The organism is Martinezella sp. CNPSo 3890, assembly GCF_057784455.1.
Window position 1 is genome coordinate 463,336 of record NZ_JBXSOR010000001.1, and the last position, 16,825, is coordinate 480,160.

The following is a 16,825-nucleotide window of genomic DNA, read 5'->3' on the forward strand; positions in this document are numbered from 1 at the left end:
TCTTCAGCCTTTCAAGGCGTTGAGGTGGGTCGTCAGATAATCTTCCGTCAGCGCGATCGACGCCTCAGTGCTGATCGGCGCGGATCTGAGGCCCTGGCGGATATAGAGCCCGTCGATCATGGCAGCCGCACCCTCGGCGATCCGCCCGGCATCGCCGGCCGGGCACAGAGCCTTGAGATTGGCAACGAGATTTGAGTGCAGGCGGCGTGCGTAGATGACGAGAAAGCGCCGCGTCTCTTCCGAGCGTTGCGCCTCGGCATAGAAGGCGAGCCAGGCGGCGATCGTTTCCGGTGCGAACTGATCGGCCTGGAAGCTGACGCGGATGACGGCGGAGAGCTTTTCGCGCGGCGTTTTCGCCTCGCGGAGCGCCGTCACGACGCTGTCGCGCAGCCGCTGTAGATGCACGCGGACGGTTTCGATCAGCAGCTGTTCCTTGCTGCCGAAGTAATGATGCGCAAGGGCAGGCGAAACGCCCGCCTGCTTGGCGATTTCGGACATGGTGACGGTTAGCGAGCCGTGATCGCCGATCACGCGCATCGCAGCATCCACCAGCGCCTTGCGGCGCACCGGCTCCATTCCGACTTTCGGCATTGCGTCAATCCTCAAGATTGAAGATGAGTGTATTTTTGATTGACTGATCAATCAATAAAAAAATCAGATGGCCGGTATTCCCTGACGAAAAATCCGCAACCTTTTTCCGCAGAGCATTTCTGTGCCATACTTCCTCATAGGAGGAGGTGCAGTCATGGTTGATATTCTTGATGAAGTTCCCCCATCCGCGATGCGCGACAAATGGGGTTGGTTTGTCGGACTTGGCATATTGCTGCTGATCTGTGGTGGCATCGCCCTAAGCAATCTGTTCATCGCCACGGTGGCTTCGGTCTATTATGTCGGCATGCTGATGTTGTTCGGCGGCATCGTGCATCTGGCCCATGCCTTTCAGGTGAGGGGCTGGGAGCATATCCTGTTCTGGGTGTTGAGCGGCCTGCTCTATACGGTTGCCGGTATCCTTGCCTTCGCCAATCCGCTATTGGCTTCTGAGGCATTGACGCTGTTCCTTGCCATCGCGCTCCTCATCGCCGGCACGTTCCGCGTCTGGGTCGGCCGCAAGCTGAAACCTGAGCGCGGCTGGGTTTGGATCGTCATCAGCGGTCTTGCGACTGCCGTTGCAGGCATCGCCATCGCTCTCGGCTGGCCGGTCAACAGCCTTTGGATCCTCGGCCTTTTCCTGGCCTTCGATCTGATCTTCCAGGGCTGGACGCTGGTGGTCTTCGGCCTCGTGCTCAGGCGGTAGTGCATTTCCCAAAAGGGGTAACGCACTGCTACTTTTTGACAAGAAGCGTGAGCGGCGTTACTCTTCGTGCCTCTGCCATATCAGGCAGAACGGCGTTGCGTTGATGTAACGGCAGTATCTTCATCTGGAAGTCCGCATGTCGAGGGACATGCTCGAAGAAACTGGTCGAAGCCGCGGAACATGGTTCCAGACAAATTTCCGCTAGATAACGTCAAGGGAGGAATATCATGCCGATGGTAACGGTTTCCATCTCTCCGCTTCAGGCTGCCGGCATCCGGGCAGCGGTCGACACCGGCACCTATGCCTCGAGCAGCGAAGTCGTGCGGGAAGCTCTTCGCATGTGGGATGCGGCGCGCAAGCGCGGTGACATTTGCGAGGTGCCACGTGCCGCCAATGATGGCGGCGAGACGGCAAAGAGCGGCCGTTGCGTCGCCGATATGTTTGCCGATTACGAGGCAGAGCGGCACTCGAGCAATCAGCACTGAACCCCACTCGTCACGGCAGCCCTCGGCTGCCGTGTGCCGGGTCTGCCTCCGGCGAATGGTTAATATTGCTTTACCATTCATGAAACTTTCACATAGGGGAAAGGTTTCGTTGACGCTTTATGGCGCAATCTTGGGTCGAAAACGCGGTAAATCCAAAGTTTTACTTAAATAAATTAGATTAGAATCCGCAAGTGGAGATGGGCATGTCCCTGACTGCCGCAGTCGAACCGGGCGTATTGCGCCGATATGCCAGCGACCAGATCGTCACTCTCGCCAAACTCGTCATCGAAAATGCATTCCAGCCGATCGTGGAGGCCGGTACGGGTGCCGTTTTCGGCTATGAATCCCTGATGCGCGGCCAGGAACGCATCGGTTTTGAAAGCCCGGTCGACATTCTCGATGAGGCCGAGCGCACCGGTCAGCTTCTCGGGCTGGAGCAGATGGTCACGAGCCGCGCGCTGGCGAAGTTTGCCACCCTGCCCAATATCGCCACCACGACACTTTTCCTCAATCTGGATGTCCGGCTGATTGCGCAGGGCACGGCCTTGGTCGACAGCCTGCTGCAGCACATGAGAAAGGCCGGCATCGCGCCGTCCTCCGTCTGCTTCGAATTCTCCGAACGTTTCGACAATACCATCGTGCCGGAGTTTTCGGCGCTGGTTGCCAAGATGCGCAATGCCGGCTTCAAGCTCGCGATCGATGATTTCGGCGTCGGCCGTGGCGAGATGAAGTTGCTGTCCGATTATCCGGTCGACTATCTCAAGATCGACCGGCATTTCATCGTCGATATCGACCGCAGCGCCCGCAAGCGCCATATCCTGAGGAACCTCGTCAATATCGCCCATGTCCTCGGGACACGCGTGATCGCCGAGGGCATCGAGACTGAGGCGGAGTTCGTGACCTGCCGCGAATTCGGCGTCGACCTCGTCCAGGGCTGGTTCATTGCCCGCCCGACGGTCCTGGTCAACGAGCTGAAGCAGAGCTTTCCGCATCTGCAGGATCTCGGCAAGACGGCACGCAACAGCCAGTCGCTTGATGAAATCCTCATCCGCAAGCAGATCGAAGTGCTGCCGACCATCCGCGAAAGCGACAGCATCGACAGTGTCTTCGAGCTCTTCCGCCGCAATCCGCGCCGGGCCTATTTCCCGGTCGTCAATGCCAATGACGAGCCCCGCGGGATCATCCACGAGTACCAGCTGAAGGAATATATCTATCAGCCTTTCGGCCGCGACCTGTTGAAGAACAAGGTCTATAAACGGTCGATCTCGCATTTCGTCGAAATGGCGCCGATCGTCGGGCTCGATTCCGATGCCGACACGCTGATGACGATCTTCGCCAACATGGAAAGCAGCGATTGCCTGATCGTCACCGAAGGCACACATTATGCCGGCATCGTCTCCGCTGCCTCCCTCATCAAGGTCATCAACGAAAAGCAGCTGAAAATCGCCCAGGACCAGAACCCGCTGACTGGCCTTCCCGGCAACAGGGCGATCCACGATTTCATGCAGAACGCCGGCCGAGATGGCGATGAAATCAGGCATTTCTGCTATTGCGACTTCGATAATTTCAAGCCGTTCAACGATGCCTACGGCTTCCATCTCGGCGACCATGCCATCTCGCTGTTCGCTGCATTGATGCGCCGCTATTTCTTTGCGGAGCGCCATTTCCTCGGTCATGTCGGCGGCGACGATTTCTTCATCGGTGTCACCGGCTGGAATATGCAGGAGCTTCGCGAGGTTCTGGACCGGCTGCTTGCCGATTTCCACGCCGACGTCCGCGAGCTCTATTCGGCGGAGGATCGTACCGCGGGCCGCATTCGCGGCCACGACCGCAGTGGTGCCGAGACCGAGTTCCCGCTGATGCGCTGCTCGATCGGCATCCTGCAACTGCCGGAGGGGCTGGTGATCGACAATATCAGCCGGGTCAGCACCTCCATTGCGGGTATCAAGGCGAAGGCAAAAGAAAGCGCCATGGGCGTGGCATTCCTCGGCTTGGCCGAGACGAATTGACGCCCTCCGGCACTCGGTCCTTTTCAAGCGCTTTGCGCTAAACTATCTCCACTGCTTTGCTGGGAGAGGAGATAGCGCCATGCCCTTGCCGTCTGAAATGCGTTTCGTGGATTTGCCGTCCTTTGGCGGACCAGAGGTCATGACCATCGCCCGAAAGCCTCTGCCGGTCCTGAAGCCGGGCGAGATCCTGGTCCGCGTCGAGGCCGCCGGCGTCAATCGGCCGGATGTGGCGCAACGGCAGGGCACCTATCCCCCACCGAAGGAGGCAAGTCCAATCCTCGGTCTCGAAATATCGGGTGAAGTGGTCGACGTCGCGCCCGGCGTGACGGAGTTTTCAATCGGCAACAAGGTTTGCGGCCTCGCCAATGGCGGTGGCTATGCCGAATATTGCGTCCTGCCCGCCGGCCAGGCGCTCCGATTTCCGAACGGCTATGATGCGGTGCGCGCAGCGGCATTGCCTGAGACGTTCTTCACGGTCTGGGCCAATCTCTTCCAGATGGCGGGCCTCACCGAAGGCGAAAGCGTGCTGATCCACGGCGGCTCCAGCGGCATCGGCACGACGGCGATCCAGCTTGCCCGCGCTTTCGGCGCGACCGTTTATGCGACCGCCGGATCGAAAGAAAAATGCGAGGCTTGCGAGAAGCTCGGCGCCAAGCGGGCGATCAATTATAAAGAAGAGGATTTCGCCGAGGTCATCAAGGCCGAGACGGAACATGGCGTCGATATCATCCTCGACATGATCGGCGCCGCCTATCTGGAAAAGAACCTCGCTTCGCTTGCCCGCGATGGCTGCCTTTCCATCATTGCTTTCCTTGGCGGCGCGGTTGCGGAAAAGGCCAACCTTGCGCCGATCATGGTCAAGCGGCTGACCGTTACCGGTTCGACCATGCGCCCGCGCACGGCTGAGGAAAAGCGGGCCATCCGCGACGACCTGCTGTCCCAAGTCTGGCCGCTGTTGGACGAGGGCACGGTTGCCCCCGTTATCTATCGGACCTTCTCTTTCGACGATGTGGTCGAGGCACATCGATTGATGGAAACCAGCGATCACATCGGTAAGATCATGCTGCAGCTGGCTTGATCGTCAGTGACAGGACGACGGCGATAAGGCCGGGTATGGCCATCAGCGCATAGAGCCATGTTGCGGCAGAGAGGCCGCCGGCAATGCCACCCGGATGGGTCAGGCCCGCTCCATTGACGATGACGCCGGCGAGCGCGGCACCGAATGCGCCGCCCAGCGACTGTGTCATCGAGATCGCCGCCGAGGCCTTGTCCTGTTCGGTCCTGCGGGCGATGCCAATGATCCTGGTTACAAGATGCGCCCAGCCGAGACCGACGCCGAATCCCATCAGAAACATGGCGATCACGGCCGGCGCGAACCTGACGATGGTGTCGAAGGGTGTATTCGTTGCCAGGAACGGGATTAGCGATGCGGTCGCGGCGGTCTCCAAAATGCAGCCGCTGATGATGACCACAACGGCCTGTTTGCCGGAAAGCGAGGCGCTGAAGAAGGCCGCGATGGTCCAGCCGAGCGCTACCAGCGCCACGAGATAGCCTGAGACCAGTGGCGTTACGCCATGGAGCGTCTGCAGGAAGTAGGGGATATAGATGTCGCTCGTCAGCACCAGCATCATCGTGAATATCGTCAAATAGAGCCGCGCGATGGGGTTGCTGAGCATGACGGCGCCATAGGGCAGGAGGCGCACCTCGCTCTTGCGCTCGATCAGCACCATCGTTGCAACAAGCACGATCGAAGCTGCGATCAGTACCATCTTGTAGGATCCCTGTTCGATCGTGCCGGCAATGCTGACGAACAGAACTGCGGCAAGCAGAAGTATGATCTGGATCAGTGGCGTTCTGGTGTCGATCCGATCGTCCGCGACATCGGGCAGCAGCCAGCGCCCCGAGAGCGCCATGAGGACAGCCACCGGGACGAGGATGAGAAAGGCCTCCCGCCAGGCGCTCCCTGCGGCGAAGAGGCCGCCGAGCGTCGGCCCGAGTACGGTCGCTACACCCCAGATGGCAGCGTAGAGCGTAGAGGCCCTGCGCCACAGGGGTTCCGGATAGATGAAACGAATGAAGGCATAGGCGAGGCCGGACAGCATGCCGGAGCCGTATCCCTGAACGGCGCGACCGATCAGCAGCACCGGCATGGTCGGCGCGATGGCGCAAGCGAGGCTGCCGACGCCGAAGGTGAGCGCCGCTGCAACATAGACGGCACGCAAGCCTATTCCCTTCGGCCGGGTCGCAACCGTGATCGAGCCGAGCACGCCTGCGGCGACGAAAAGCGTCGTCATCCACGAGAACAATTCGAGGCCGCCGATATCGCGGACGATCGAGGGCGCAATCGTGGCGGTGATGTAGGATTCGACGGCATAAAGCGTGACGCCTCCGCCCAGCATCAGTGTCGCAGGCAGAAGTCTTGGCGAGAACAGCGTGAAGATGGAGGCTGATTTGAGGGGGGCGGTGGTTTCGATGCTGGACATCGGGCAATCCTCGGTATTTTCCCTAGCGGTTGATTATTTTCCAAGTTATAATTTGGAAAATTACATCCTTGTTGGATTAAAACAAGAGAAAACTTGGAAAAATGCGTCAATCACCTGCCAATCGAATTCTGATCCTGTTGAAAACCGACGGGCCGCAGCTGGCAGCGGCCGTCGGCGATGCGCTCGGCATATCGTCGGAAGCAGCCCGTCAGCAGCTGACGAAGATGGCGGAGGAAGGGTTGGTCGAGCCTGTAGCGGAAGCTTCCGCCGGCAGAGGCAGACCGCGCCAGTTCTGGCATCTGACGGCGGCCGGCAATCGGCAGTTTCCCGATGGCCATGCAGATCTGACCGCCACCCTGCTTGCCACCATGGCCAGCCAGCTGGGGCAGGGGGCCGTCGATGCTGTCATCTCGGCACGCGAAACGGAGACGCTTCGGCGCTATCGCAGCGAAATCGATTTGACGGCCGATCTGCCCTCACGAGTCGCGAGCCTTGCTGCCATCCGCACGCAGGAAGGTTACATGGCCGATCACTGGCAGGACGATGATGGTTCGCTGGTGCTGGTGGAGAACCATTGTCCCATCTGCGCCGCCGCATCTGCCTGTGCCGGCTTCTGTCGATCGGAGCTGGAGACTTTCCGTATGGTGCTGGGCGCTGATGTCGAACGGGAGGAGCATATTCTGCTCGGCGCCCGGCGTTGCGCCTACAGGATCCGTGACGCAGCCTGAGAGATCGCTTTTTGATGCTGATCGCCGGTATCGGCGATTGGCAATCCAGGGGGCAGCGGCTATCACTGGCCGTCAAGCAAATCAAAGGCTGCGTCCCCCATGTCCAATCCCGTTTGCGTCGAAGTCACCCGTGGCAATCTGGTTGAGAGCCGCCATCGCGGTTCCATCGTTGCGGTCGATGGCGATGGCAAGTTGGTCTTCTCGCTCGGCGATATCGAAAGCCGCGTCTTTCCGCGCTCTGCCTGCAAGGCGATGCAGGCCCTGCCGCTGGTCGAAAGCGGTGCTGCCGACGCTTATGGCTTCGGTGACAAGGAATTGGCGCTCGCCTGCTCCTCCCACAATGGCGAGGATGAACACGTCGCACTTGCCGCCTCGATGCTGGCGCGCGCCGGTCGCGATGTCGGCACGCTCGAATGCGGCGCCCATTGGTCCTTCGACCAGAAGACCCTTATCCATCAGGTCCGCACCATCGACAAGCCGACGGCGCTGCATAACAATTGCTCCGGTAAGCATGCCGGCTTCGTTTGCGCCTGCTGCCATCAGGATATCGATCCCAAGGGCTATGTCGGCTATGACCATCCGCTGCAGCAGCAGATCCGCGAGACGATGCAGAGCCTGACCGGCGCTATTCTGGCGCACGACAATTGCGGCACGGATGGCTGCTCAATCCCGACCTATGCCGTGCCGCTCAAGGGACTGGCCCATGGCTTTGCCAAGATGGCGACCGGTGTTGGACTGGAGCTCGTGCGCGCCAAGGCGTCACGCCGGCTGTTCGAGGCCTGCATGGCCGAACCTTTCTACGTCGCCGGCACTGACCGTGCCTGTACCAAACTGATGCAGATCGCTCCTGGCCGTATCTTCGCCAAGACCGGCGCTGAGGGCGTGTTCTGCGCTGCAATCCCCGAACAGGGTATTGCCATCGCGCTCAAATGCGACGATGGCACCACTCGCGCGGCAGAGGTCATGGTGGCCGCAACATTGGCCCGCTTCTTCGAGAAGGATGGCGCTATTCACGCCGGCCTGATGGCGATGGCCGACCGATCCTTCAAGAACTGGAACGGCATCCATGTCGGCGATATCAGGCCGGCAGCGGCGTTGACGGCTTAAAGGACCTGCTCCCTTCAGCTGCTCGGTTGCCGGGCCGCCACATGGTGCCGGACGACCTTATATTCCTGCCAGATCAGCAGCATGACGACGAGATCGAAGATGGTGAGGATGATGAGCCCGATGCCATGCGTGTCGGTGAAGCGGTAGAGCTGGTAGGCGATGAAAAGCCCGAGGGCGACAAGCGATGCCGGATAAGCCCACATCTTGCCCCGAAGCAGGCCGATGACCAGCAACACCTTCACCAGCCCGTGGCTCAGCAGGTAATAGGCATAGAAGTTCTTGGTACCCACAGAAAAATCCCGAGCCCAGGCGAGTAGATGCGTCGCTATAAAATCATGCGGGTCGTTGAGCAGCTCAGGCTGCGTGATCCGGTTCGCCAGCCGAAGGATCGATTCGGTGCTGACGAGCGCCAGCACAATGCCGCCAAGACATTCGATCAGAGCATGCGTGCCCTTCAACAGGACGCTGATTTCGAAGAGCTGATGAATGCGGTGTTCGTTCATGGGAGATCAAAACCTCTGGGGCTTATTCAGGTAGGCTTGATCGGCGGCGGCGACAAGGCATGCCGATCTCCGGCCGTCGGTCAGGCCAGGAAGATCGGCACGTCCATATCTCGATAGGGCGTCAGGCTCTGCTCCGGAAGATCGGAGGACACGATCACGCCGGAGACGCCTGTCAATGGAAGGATCTGGTATGGAGAGGCGGCGTCGAGCTTTTCGGCTGTCGCCAGCACATAGGTTTCGGCCGAACACTGCGCGATATGCCGCTTGATGGCCGCTTCCTCGAAATCGCCGGTCGAAAAGCCGCGGGCGGGATGAATGGCGGTGACGCCCAGAAAGAAGATGTCGGCCCTTATCGATGCGATGGCCGTCATGGCGGCAGCACCCATCGCCACCATCGAATGCTTGTAGAGCTTGCCGCCGATCAGGATCACCTCCACCAGGGCATGATGCTCCAGCTCACCAGCAATCGTCGGGCTGTGGGTAACGATGGTGACGGGAAGGTCTTTCGGAAGTTGCCGGGCGATCTCGGCATTGGTCGTGCCGCCGTCCAGAAATACGGTCTGGCCCGGTTGGATCATCTTGGCTGCATAGGCACCAAGCCGGCGTTTCTCGTCGGAGGAGACTGCCTGCCGCGCGGTGAAATCGGGCAGCTCCGGTGACAGCGGCAATGCGCCGCCATGCACGCGCTTCAGCAGCTTCTCCGTTGCCATCTCCCGCAGATCCCGGCGGATCGTGTCTTCGGACAGATCGAGTTCGTCGGCCAGAACCTTGGCGATCACTTGGCCGTCCCGGCGCAATCTGTCGAGGATGAGGGCTTTGCGCTGGCTGGTCAGCATGTTGATCTCTGCACGATATATCACGAATAGTCATGAATTTATCAGAATCGATTCGACATTCAAGAAAATATGCGCATATTCGTGCAAATTCCTGCAGGAAGCAGGTATTCAGAATGGAGGCATGACATGTTGATCCTGATTGCGGGGCCTTATCGCTCCGGCACCGGCGATGATCCGAAGAAGATGGCCGAAAACCTCAAGCGCCTTGAGGAGCCGTCCTATGCCCTGTTCAAGGCAGGTCATCTCCCCATGATCGGCGAATGGGTCGCCCTGCCGGTCTGGCATGCCGCCGGCGGCAAGAGCATCGGCGACGATCTCTATGAAGAGATCTTTCACCCGACAGCCGGCCGCCTGCTGCAGCTTTGCGAGGGTGTTCTCAGGTTGCCGGGTGATTCCAAGGGCGCCGATAATGATGTCCGCATTGCCCGCGAGCGCGGCATTCCCGTCTGGTACAGGCTGGAAGACGTGCCAGGCTGCGCCTGAGATCAACCGCCCATCCCCATTGAGCCAGCCAATGGGGATGGGCATACCGGCCCGATCGATCAAAACCTTTTGTGGCGCCCATCAGCATCAGCCACTTCCGTATCGGCCGGGTTCGTTTTAGCTTCCTTGCAGAATTCAATTGAGGAACGGAACATGCTGACATTCTATTATGCGCCCCGAAGCTGCGCGCTCGCCAGTCTCATCGCCCTGGAAGAATCCGGCCTTGCCTACGAGCCCCGACGCCTCAACCTCGCCAACGGCGATCAGCGCCAGCCGGATTATCTGGCCATCAATCCGAAAGGTCGCGTTCCGGCCCTGGTGACTGAGCGTGGCGTCCTCACCGAGAATATCGCGATCATGGCCTATCTCGCCCAGATCGCACCGGCCGCGAAGCTGGCACCGCTCGACGACCCCTTCGAATTCGCGCAGATGCAGTCCTTCAACAGTTACATCGTCTCCACCGTTCATGTGAACCATTCGCACAAGGGACGCGGCTACCGCTGGACCGACGATGCGGCAGCCATCGAGACGATGAAGGCCAAGGTGCCGCAGACCATGACCGAAAGCTTCGCCTTGATCGAGGATAAGATGCTGAAGGGTCCCTGGGTGATGGGCGAGCAATATACCGTCGCAGACGGCTATCTCTTCACCATGGAGAAGTGGCTGCCGGGAGACAATGTCGATATCAAGCAGTTCCCCAAGGTCAGCGCGCATTATCAGCGTATGCTCGAGCGCCCGGCCGTTCAGAAGGCGCTTGCCGTCGAACAGGGCTGATCGATCAGCCGAACATTGCCAGAAGTTTTTTCGGGGCGCGGTATCGCCACGCCTCGACTAAGCGCAGCTCCAGTTCCTCGTCGCCGATCGCGGCGATGCGCAGCGGTAGTGATGGCCAGCCGACATAGTGATCCGTCTGGAAATAGATCTCCGGCGCCATTTCCATCAGCTGTTCCTTGCGATCGACCGGCAGCGACAGCACGATGGTCTCGTTGTTCTTGACGGTCGCGAACGCCTTGCCGCCGACTTTGAAGGCCGGCAGTCCATAATGAAGGCCAGGCTCGACCTCGAGCAGCCTGGCTTGCGCCACCAGCCGCTGCAATCGTTCTGCTATGGCGTCCATGCCTAGGTTCGATGTCATGCGCGTTTGAGTGCCATGATTAACTCTCTTATGCGCATTCTTCCGGCTGAATGGTCCGCTTGTCCATAGGCCGCCCCAGGTTTTCCGGCATCAGCGGCAGATCGGCCAATTCTTCCAGCGACATGGCCGCAAGCATGGGATGCTGCAACGGATCGCTGTCCGATTTGCGATCCTCTTCGAGAAGATGACTGAAGAAAAGCTTCAAGATCGACATGGCATGCCTCCTTGGATGCTCGCATCGATGCAACCATGAGGGCATCAGCCGAGCGAGCGGCGACGGTCTTCAATTTCATGGTGCAATAATCGCGCGAATATGCGCTCGATGCAATTGAGAATGCGGGGATGCTGATATAGATATTCTATAATGAGAAACCTTAACAACGTTCATTTGAATGGCTTGCGCGCGCTGGAGGCGGTCGGGCGCCTCGGTTCGCTGCAGGCAGCGGCCGATGAACTCGGCGTGACGGTCGGTGCGGTCAGCCAGCAGGTCATCAAGGCCGAGGCGCAACTCGGTCGGCCGCTGTTCGAGCGGACGCCTAAGGGGATGACGGTGACGGCATCGGGACTGGCGGTGCTGGCAAGGCTGGGCGAGGGATTTCAGGCGCTTTCGGCGGCAATTGCGCTTGCGCAGCACAAGGATGAGAATATCCTCACCATTTCGGTGGCACCGGTTTTTGCGGCCCGCTGGCTAGTCTATCGGCTGGACCGCTTCGCCGGCCGCCATCCGGATATCCGCCTGCGCATCGATGCCACGACACGGCTGATCAATCCGGCGACGTCTGATGTCGATATCGGCATTCGGGTCGGCAATGGGCAATGGCCCGGCGTCAAGGCCGAGCTGCTGCTGGCCCAGGAGGTGTTCCCGGTCGTTACGCCGCAGATTGCCGCAACGCTTCGGGAGCCTGCCGATATACTGAAAGTCCCCGCCGTCATCGACGGACATGCGATGTTCGGCTGGGAGGTGTGGCTGCGCGAGGCCGGGCTCCCGGGCCATTGCATGGAAGAGCGTCACATCTTCAACGACGCATCGCTCTGTCTGGATGCGGCCATAGCGGGGCAAGGGGTGATGCTCGCCTGGCAGACGCTGGCGGCTTATGCCCTCCAGCAGAAATGCCTCGTCGATCCCTTCGGCATCCGCGCCAAAACCGGTTTCGGCCATTATTTCGTCACCGCCGAAGGCGTGCGGGAGCCGAAGAAGGTCACCGCCTTCAAGGCCTGGATCCGTGAGGAAATGGAAGAGAGCATGCGTCTCTTCCAATAATGTCAGACCGGCTCCTTGCCGCGGGTCGCCTGCATGGCTTTGTAGGCATCGCGCGCCTGGCAGCGCTCGATCCAGGCCTTCATCTTCGGGCGAGCGTCGAACAATTCCTGTTCCGTCTGGGCGTAGCGCAGCACTTCGGCCAGGTTGAGGTCGGCGGCGGTAAAGCAATTGCCGACGAGATAGTCCTGGTTTTGCAGGTGCTTTTCGAGCACGTCGAGCGGCTTCTTCAGCGAGCGGCAGGCGACTGCGATCCCGGCCTTGCCTGCGTCGCTATTTTCCTGCGCATTGTCATAGATGCGCACGAGCGCGACGCTATAGGGTTCGACTTCCGTCGCCGCCCACATCGTCCACATAGACATCAGTCCTTCTTCCTCTACCGTCTTGCCAGCCAGCGGGCCGCCATATTTGCGTGCGAGATAGAGGTTGATGGCGAGCGACTCATGCATCGCGAGATCGCCATCCTTGATGCAGGGGATCATGCCCATCGGATTGACCGCCAGAAACTCCGGCGACATCGTGTTGATTGGCGCATCGGCAGCGAGCGGATTGGCAAGCCGGCTGGCCTGGATGACAGGCACGGATTTGAACTCGATGCCGAGCTCCTCGGCCATCCAGTAATTGCGCGAGGCGCGCGAGCGATAGACACCGTAGATCGTCAGCATATGGATCTCCCAGATTCGAGTCGGCGCGACCTTATTGGGCAGCTTGGGCGAGTAAAAGACCCTGCCGCTGATATCTGCGATGAAAGCTCGTGATGGATGGCGGATGGCCCGCGCCGAGGAAGCACGAAAATATCCGCCAGCCCGTCTAAATCTTTGCAAATCATGCTGCCGAGGCCGAGCCTTCGTTCAGAAATTAGCGTCGCTGCATGTTACCGTTCGGTTATGGCTTTCGTCGGATGCGGTAGGAGGCATCCGGTGAAAGGTACATGGGCAATCGGTAACTGCGATCTCGGGAGGAGAGCAGATGCTTGCGACCGGCGTTTCGCTAGACGACAAATATACCGCTGAGGATGGCCGCGTTTTCATGACCGGCCTGCAGGCGCTGGTGCGGCTGCCCATGACGCAGATGCGGCGTGATCGCGCCGCAGGACTCAATACGGCAACGTTCATTTCAGGCTATCGCGGCTCGCCCCTCGGCGGCTACGACCAGCAGCTTCTGAAGGCCCGGACTTACCTCGACGCGCATGACGTCACCTTCCAGCCCGGAATCAATGAAGACCTTGCAGCCACGGCGGTCTGGGGCTCGCAGCAGGTCGGCCTTTCTCCCGGCGCCCGCAAGGACGGCGTGCTCGGCATCTGGTACGGCAAAGGCCCCGGCGTTGACCGCTCCGGTGACGTGCTGAAGCATGGCAATGCTGCCGGTACCTCCAGGCATGGTGGGGTCCTCTGTTTTGCCGGCGACGATCATTCCGCCAAATCCTCGACCATTCCGCACCAGACCGACCATGAATTCATGTCGGCGGTCATGCCGGTCATCTATCCTTCTTCGATCCACGAATTCCTCGAATACGGCCTGCTCGGCATCGCCATGTCGCGTTATTCCGGCTGCTGGGTCGGCATGAAATTCATTGCCGATACCGTCGAGACGACGGCGGCCGTCGATCTATCAGGAGAAAAGCGGCAGTTCGTCTTGCCGACGGATTTCGAGCTGCCTCCCGGCGGCCTCAACTTGCGCTGGCCCGATCCGCCGCTGGTGCAGGACGATCGCCTGCAGAATTACAAGGCCTATGCGGCCATCGCTTTCGCCCGCGCCAATCGCGTCGACGAAATCACGCATGATGTTCCCAATGCCCGCTTCGGCATCATCTCCTCCGGCAAGGCCTATGAGGATGTGCTGCAGGCGCTGCGCGAGCTGGAGATCGGCCCGCGGGAAATGGCCGATATCGGCCTGCGTATCTTGAAGGTGCGCATGCCCTGGCCGTTGGAGCCGGAGGCCGTGCGCCATTTCTCGGAAGGGCTGGACGAAGTTCTTGTCGTCGAGGAGCGTCGCGAAATCATCGAAAACCAGATCAAGCAGCAGCTCTTCAACTGGCGAGCCGATGTGCGCCCGCGCATCGTCGGCAAGTTCGACGAGCATGACAAACCCTATCTCAGCCTGTCTTCGGCGCTGACCGTCGGCGCGGTTGCGAGAGCCATCGCCGGGCGCATCGTCAAGCTCGATCTCGATCAGGGCCTGCATGATCGCATTGCCGCCAAGCTTGCCTATCTTGCCGAGCGCGGCCAGATCAGCCGCAGCCATGTGGCGCCACTGAACCGTACGCCGTTCTTCTGCTCGGGCTGTCCGCACAATACGTCCACCCGCGTTCCCGAAGGCAGCCGCGCCATCGCCGGCATCGGCTGCCATTACATGGCCACCTGGATGGACCGCAACACCGAGACCTTCACCCAGATGGGCGGCGAGGGCGTGCCGTGGACGGCGATTGCGCGTTACACCGACGAAAAGCATATGTTCGTCAATCTCGGTGACGGCACCTATTTCCACTCCGGCATTCTCGCCATCCGCCAGTCCGTCGCCGCCAAGGTCAACGTCACCTACAAGCTGCTCTACAACGATGCCGTAGCGATGACCGGCGGGCAGCAAATCGACGGCCATCTGACGCCGCAACTGGTGACCAAGCAGTTGCATGACGAGGGTGTCCGGCCGATCTATCTGCTGTCGGACAATCCCGATGCCTATCGCGCTTCGGAGCTGGCGCCCGGCGTCAAGGTCCTGCATCGCGACCATATCGATCAGGTGATGCTGACGCTGCGCGAGACCGAAGGATGCTCGGCGATCGTCTATGTCCAGACCTGCGCCGCCGAGAAGCGCCGTCGCCGCAGCCGCGGCCTGATGGAAGATCCGGCCAAGCGCGTCTTCATCAACAAGGCTGTCTGCGAGGGATGCGGTGATTGCTCGGTACAGTCGAACTGCATCTCCGTCGAGCCGCTGGAAACGGAATTCGGCCGCAAGCGCCAGATCAACCAATCGAGCTGCAACAAGGATTTCTCCTGCGTCAAAGGCTTTTGTCCGTCCTTCGTCACGGTTCATGGCGGCAAGCGCCGCAAGCGGAAGGCACTGGGCCACGCCGACATCGACGTGCCGATGCCGGAAATTCCTGCCATCGCCGATCGTCCCTGGAACATCGCGATTGCCGGCGTCGGCGGCACGGGCATCCTGACCATCGGGGCCATCCTTGGCATGGCCGCGCATCTGGATGGCAAGGTGCCGATGATCCTTGACATGGCAGGCCTCGCCCAGAAGGGCGGCGCCGTCATGAGCCATCTGCGTATCGGTCTCAACCAGGCAGACGTCACCTCCTCGCGCATAGTCAATGGCGGCGCGGACTTGCTGTTGTCGGCGGACGAAGTGGTTGGGGCCTCCAAGGATGCGGTCACGCTCTGCTCAACGACGCGTACGACCGCCATCGTCAACACCGGGCTCATGCCGGTCGCCGATTTCGTCCGCAACCGTGATTTCGACTTCAGGACCGGCTCGATCCAGCACGCGATCGCCAAGACCGTCAGCGACAAGTCCGTCTTCCTCGATTTCGGTCATGTCGCGACCGAGGTCACCGGCGATGCGATCTCGACCAATATCCTGCTGACCGGCTTTGCCTGGCAGCGCGGCCTGCTGCCGCTGTCGCTGGAGGCGATCGAAAAGGCGATCGAGCTGAATGGCGTCGCGGTCAAGGCGAGCCTCTCCGCGTTTCATTGGGGCCGACTTCTCGCCCATGATCCGCAGGCCGTGCATGCCCTAATGGCGGCACCCGATGCCGGCAAGACGCTGGCTGACATGAGTCTCGATGATCTCATCAGGCATCGCAAGGCGCACCTGACCGCCTATCAGGATGTGGCCCTTGCCGAGCGCTATGGTGCTTTCGTCGCCCACGCCAATGCTCTGGCGACAAAAGAGCGGCTTTCGGACAAGGTGCCCTTTGCCGTCGCCGTCACTTATGCGCGGGTCCTGGCCTACAAGGATGAATATGAGGTTGCCCGGCTGCTCACCGATCCTGCTTTCGAAGCGCAATTGCGTGAGGAGATGGAGGGAGATTTCAAGCTGGCCCTCAATCTTGCTCCACCCATCCTCGGCGGCAAGGATCCGAACGGCCGACCAAGGAAGCGCGAGTTCGGCGCCTGGATCCTGCCGCTGCTGCGGATGCTTGCACCAATGAAACGGCTACGAGGCACCGCTTTCGATCCCTTCGGCTATATGGCGGAACGGCAAATGGAACGCCGCCTGATTGCCGAATACGAAGAGATCGCCGGGCGTGTGCTTTCCAGTCTGCGCCACGACAACGAGGCAGAAGCCCTTGCCATTCTCTCGCTGTTTGATGAGATAAGAGGCTTCGGCCCGGTCAAGGAGGAGGCTCGCCGGAAGATCATGGTGAGGATAGCGGACAGACTGAAAGCCTATGAGATGCCGCGGGAGGCGCAGCATGTACCCGCAGATGCGGCATGACGCCGGCGGCGGAAACTTGAAGCAGGCATAACGAGACATACGTTCAAAGAGATTGGACGTT

Annotated in this window: 17 protein-coding genes; 10 read left to right on the forward strand and 7 right to left on the reverse strand. The window is 60.2% G+C overall.

What is annotated here, in order from left to right:
* Nucleotides 1-3 precede the first annotated feature (3 nt).
* A complete protein-coding gene (betI, locus tag AC13RC_RS02280) occupies nt 4-591 on the reverse strand; it encodes a transcriptional regulator BetI (RefSeq protein ID WP_069613827.1) in 588 nt (195 codons plus the stop codon).
* A gap of 154 nt (nt 592-745) precedes the next feature.
* Here betI and AC13RC_RS02285 point away from each other — a divergent pair, with 154 nt between their 5' ends.
* From AC13RC_RS02285 to AC13RC_RS02300, 4 genes are all read left to right on the forward strand, one after another.
* Nucleotides 746-1,294 (forward strand): HdeD family acid-resistance protein, encoded by a 549-nt coding sequence (locus AC13RC_RS02285; RefSeq protein WP_488556367.1) that lies wholly within the window; start codon nt 746-748, stop codon nt 1,292-1,294.
* 227 nt (nt 1,295-1,521) lie between these two features.
* Nucleotides 1,522-1,779 carry a ribbon-helix-helix domain-containing protein gene (locus AC13RC_RS02290; protein ID WP_069613829.1) on the forward strand — a complete coding sequence of 86 codons (258 nt, stop codon included), beginning with the start codon at nt 1,522-1,524 and terminating at the stop codon, nt 1,777-1,779.
* 203 nt (nt 1,780-1,982) lie between these two features.
* Complete coding sequence (locus AC13RC_RS02295; protein ID WP_488556368.1) at nt 1,983-3,788, forward strand: GGDEF domain-containing protein; 1,806 nt, start codon at nt 1,983-1,985, stop codon at nt 3,786-3,788.
* 79 nt (nt 3,789-3,867) lie between these two features.
* Nucleotides 3,868-4,866, forward strand: coding sequence for an NAD(P)H-quinone oxidoreductase (locus AC13RC_RS02300; protein WP_145320816.1), 999 nt, complete (start codon nt 3,868-3,870; stop codon nt 4,864-4,866).
* On the opposite strand, the gene AC13RC_RS02305 is transcribed toward AC13RC_RS02300, so the two are convergent.
* Entirely contained in the window at nt 4,847-6,271 is a 1,425-nt protein-coding gene (locus AC13RC_RS02305) for an MFS transporter (RefSeq protein ID WP_488556369.1), read from the reverse strand. The two genes, AC13RC_RS02300 and AC13RC_RS02305, sit on opposite strands and share 20 nt — an antisense overlap.
* A gap of 101 nt (nt 6,272-6,372) precedes the next feature.
* Between AC13RC_RS02305 and AC13RC_RS02310 the strand changes: the two genes are divergently transcribed.
* Complete coding sequence (locus AC13RC_RS02310; protein ID WP_113353959.1) at nt 6,373-6,999, forward strand: helix-turn-helix transcriptional regulator; 627 nt, start codon at nt 6,373-6,375, stop codon at nt 6,997-6,999.
* A gap of 99 nt (nt 7,000-7,098) precedes the next feature.
* The gene (locus AC13RC_RS02315) at nt 7,099-8,106 is read left to right on the forward strand and encodes an asparaginase (protein ID WP_488556370.1); all 1,008 of its coding nucleotides are present in this window, start codon (nt 7,099-7,101) and stop codon (nt 8,104-8,106) included.
* Between the two features lie 14 nt (nt 8,107-8,120).
* Here the strand turns inward: AC13RC_RS02315 and AC13RC_RS02320 are convergent, their stop codons facing one another.
* Nucleotides 8,121-8,609 (reverse strand): DUF2127 domain-containing protein, encoded by a 489-nt coding sequence (locus tag AC13RC_RS02320; RefSeq protein WP_488556371.1) that lies wholly within the window; start codon nt 8,607-8,609, stop codon nt 8,121-8,123.
* 80 nt (nt 8,610-8,689) lie between these two features.
* Nucleotides 8,690-9,445: a DeoR/GlpR family DNA-binding transcription regulator gene (locus AC13RC_RS02325; RefSeq protein WP_488556372.1), complete on the reverse strand. Its 756-nt coding sequence runs from the start codon at nt 9,443-9,445 to the stop codon at nt 8,690-8,692.
* A 126-nt stretch (nt 9,446-9,571) separates the two neighbouring features.
* On the opposite strand from AC13RC_RS02325, the gene AC13RC_RS02330 reads away from it, so the two are divergent.
* A complete protein-coding gene (locus tag AC13RC_RS02330) occupies nt 9,572-9,928 on the forward strand; it encodes an ADP-ribose pyrophosphatase (protein WP_015339137.1) in 357 nt (118 codons plus the stop codon).
* Nucleotides 9,929-10,081: 153 nt separating this feature from the next.
* Nucleotides 10,082-10,702, forward strand: coding sequence for a glutathione S-transferase family protein (locus tag AC13RC_RS02335; RefSeq protein ID WP_488556373.1), 621 nt, complete (start codon nt 10,082-10,084; stop codon nt 10,700-10,702).
* A gap of 4 nt (nt 10,703-10,706) precedes the next feature.
* Here AC13RC_RS02335 and AC13RC_RS02340 read toward each other — a convergent pair whose 3' ends face one another.
* The gene (locus tag AC13RC_RS02340; RefSeq protein ID WP_488556374.1) at nt 10,707-11,063 is read right to left on the reverse strand and encodes an MmcQ/YjbR family DNA-binding protein; all 357 of its coding nucleotides are present in this window, start codon (nt 11,061-11,063) and stop codon (nt 10,707-10,709) included.
* Between the two features lie 28 nt (nt 11,064-11,091).
* Nucleotides 11,092-11,277, reverse strand: coding sequence for a hypothetical protein (locus AC13RC_RS02345; protein WP_145320799.1), 186 nt, complete (start codon nt 11,275-11,277; stop codon nt 11,092-11,094).
* 150 nt (nt 11,278-11,427) lie between these two features.
* Here AC13RC_RS02345 and AC13RC_RS02350 point away from each other — a divergent pair, with 150 nt between their 5' ends.
* Nucleotides 11,428-12,324: a LysR substrate-binding domain-containing protein gene (locus AC13RC_RS02350; protein ID WP_145320797.1), complete on the forward strand. Its 897-nt coding sequence runs from the start codon at nt 11,428-11,430 to the stop codon at nt 12,322-12,324.
* A gap of 2 nt (nt 12,325-12,326) precedes the next feature.
* On the opposite strand, the gene AC13RC_RS02355 is transcribed toward AC13RC_RS02350, so the two are convergent.
* Nucleotides 12,327-12,986 carry a glutathione S-transferase family protein gene (locus AC13RC_RS02355; protein ID WP_488556375.1) on the reverse strand — a complete coding sequence of 220 codons (660 nt, stop codon included), beginning with the start codon at nt 12,984-12,986 and terminating at the stop codon, nt 12,327-12,329.
* A gap of 304 nt (nt 12,987-13,290) precedes the next feature.
* On the opposite strand from AC13RC_RS02355, the gene AC13RC_RS02360 reads away from it, so the two are divergent.
* On the forward strand, nt 13,291-16,764 hold the full coding sequence (locus tag AC13RC_RS02360) for an indolepyruvate ferredoxin oxidoreductase family protein (RefSeq protein WP_488556376.1): 3,474 nt from the start codon (nt 13,291-13,293) through the stop codon (nt 16,762-16,764).
* The last annotated feature ends 61 nt before the right edge of the window (nt 16,765-16,825 follow it).

Excerpts from the sequence above, each read along its gene's own strand:
- betI (WP_069613827.1), bottom strand. The coding sequence starts at position 591 with ATGCCGAAAGTCGGAATGGAGCCGGTGCGCCGCAAGGCGCTGGTGGAT.
- AC13RC_RS02330 (WP_015339137.1), top strand. The coding sequence starts at position 9,572 with ATGTTGATCCTGATTGCGGGGCCTTATCGCTCCGGCACCGGCGATGAT.
- AC13RC_RS02345 (WP_145320799.1), bottom strand. The coding sequence starts at position 11,277 with ATGTCGATCTTGAAGCTTTTCTTCAGTCATCTTCTCGAAGAGGATCGC.
- AC13RC_RS02360 (WP_488556376.1), top strand. The coding sequence starts at position 13,291 with ATGCTTGCGACCGGCGTTTCGCTAGACGACAAATATACCGCTGAGGAT.
- AC13RC_RS02350 (WP_145320797.1), top strand. The coding sequence starts at position 11,428 with ATGAGAAACCTTAACAACGTTCATTTGAATGGCTTGCGCGCGCTGGAG.
- AC13RC_RS02305 (WP_488556369.1), bottom strand. The coding sequence starts at position 6,271 with ATGTCCAGCATCGAAACCACCGCCCCCCTCAAATCAGCCTCCATCTTC.
- AC13RC_RS02290 (WP_069613829.1), top strand. The coding sequence starts at position 1,522 with ATGCCGATGGTAACGGTTTCCATCTCTCCGCTTCAGGCTGCCGGCATC.
- AC13RC_RS02355 (WP_488556375.1), bottom strand. The coding sequence starts at position 12,986 with ATGCTGACGATCTACGGTGTCTATCGCTCGCGCGCCTCGCGCAATTAC.
- AC13RC_RS02300 (WP_145320816.1), top strand. The coding sequence starts at position 3,868 with ATGCCCTTGCCGTCTGAAATGCGTTTCGTGGATTTGCCGTCCTTTGGC.
- AC13RC_RS02285 (WP_488556367.1), top strand. The coding sequence starts at position 746 with ATGGTTGATATTCTTGATGAAGTTCCCCCATCCGCGATGCGCGACAAA.
- AC13RC_RS02315 (WP_488556370.1), top strand. The coding sequence starts at position 7,099 with ATGTCCAATCCCGTTTGCGTCGAAGTCACCCGTGGCAATCTGGTTGAG.
- AC13RC_RS02320 (WP_488556371.1), bottom strand. The coding sequence starts at position 8,609 with ATGAACGAACACCGCATTCATCAGCTCTTCGAAATCAGCGTCCTGTTG.
- AC13RC_RS02310 (WP_113353959.1), top strand. The coding sequence starts at position 6,373 with ATGCGTCAATCACCTGCCAATCGAATTCTGATCCTGTTGAAAACCGAC.
- AC13RC_RS02295 (WP_488556368.1), top strand. The coding sequence starts at position 1,983 with ATGTCCCTGACTGCCGCAGTCGAACCGGGCGTATTGCGCCGATATGCC.
- AC13RC_RS02340 (WP_488556374.1), bottom strand. The coding sequence starts at position 11,063 with ATGACATCGAACCTAGGCATGGACGCCATAGCAGAACGATTGCAGCGG.
- AC13RC_RS02325 (WP_488556372.1), bottom strand. The coding sequence starts at position 9,445 with ATGCTGACCAGCCAGCGCAAAGCCCTCATCCTCGACAGATTGCGCCGG.
- AC13RC_RS02335 (WP_488556373.1), top strand. The coding sequence starts at position 10,082 with ATGCTGACATTCTATTATGCGCCCCGAAGCTGCGCGCTCGCCAGTCTC.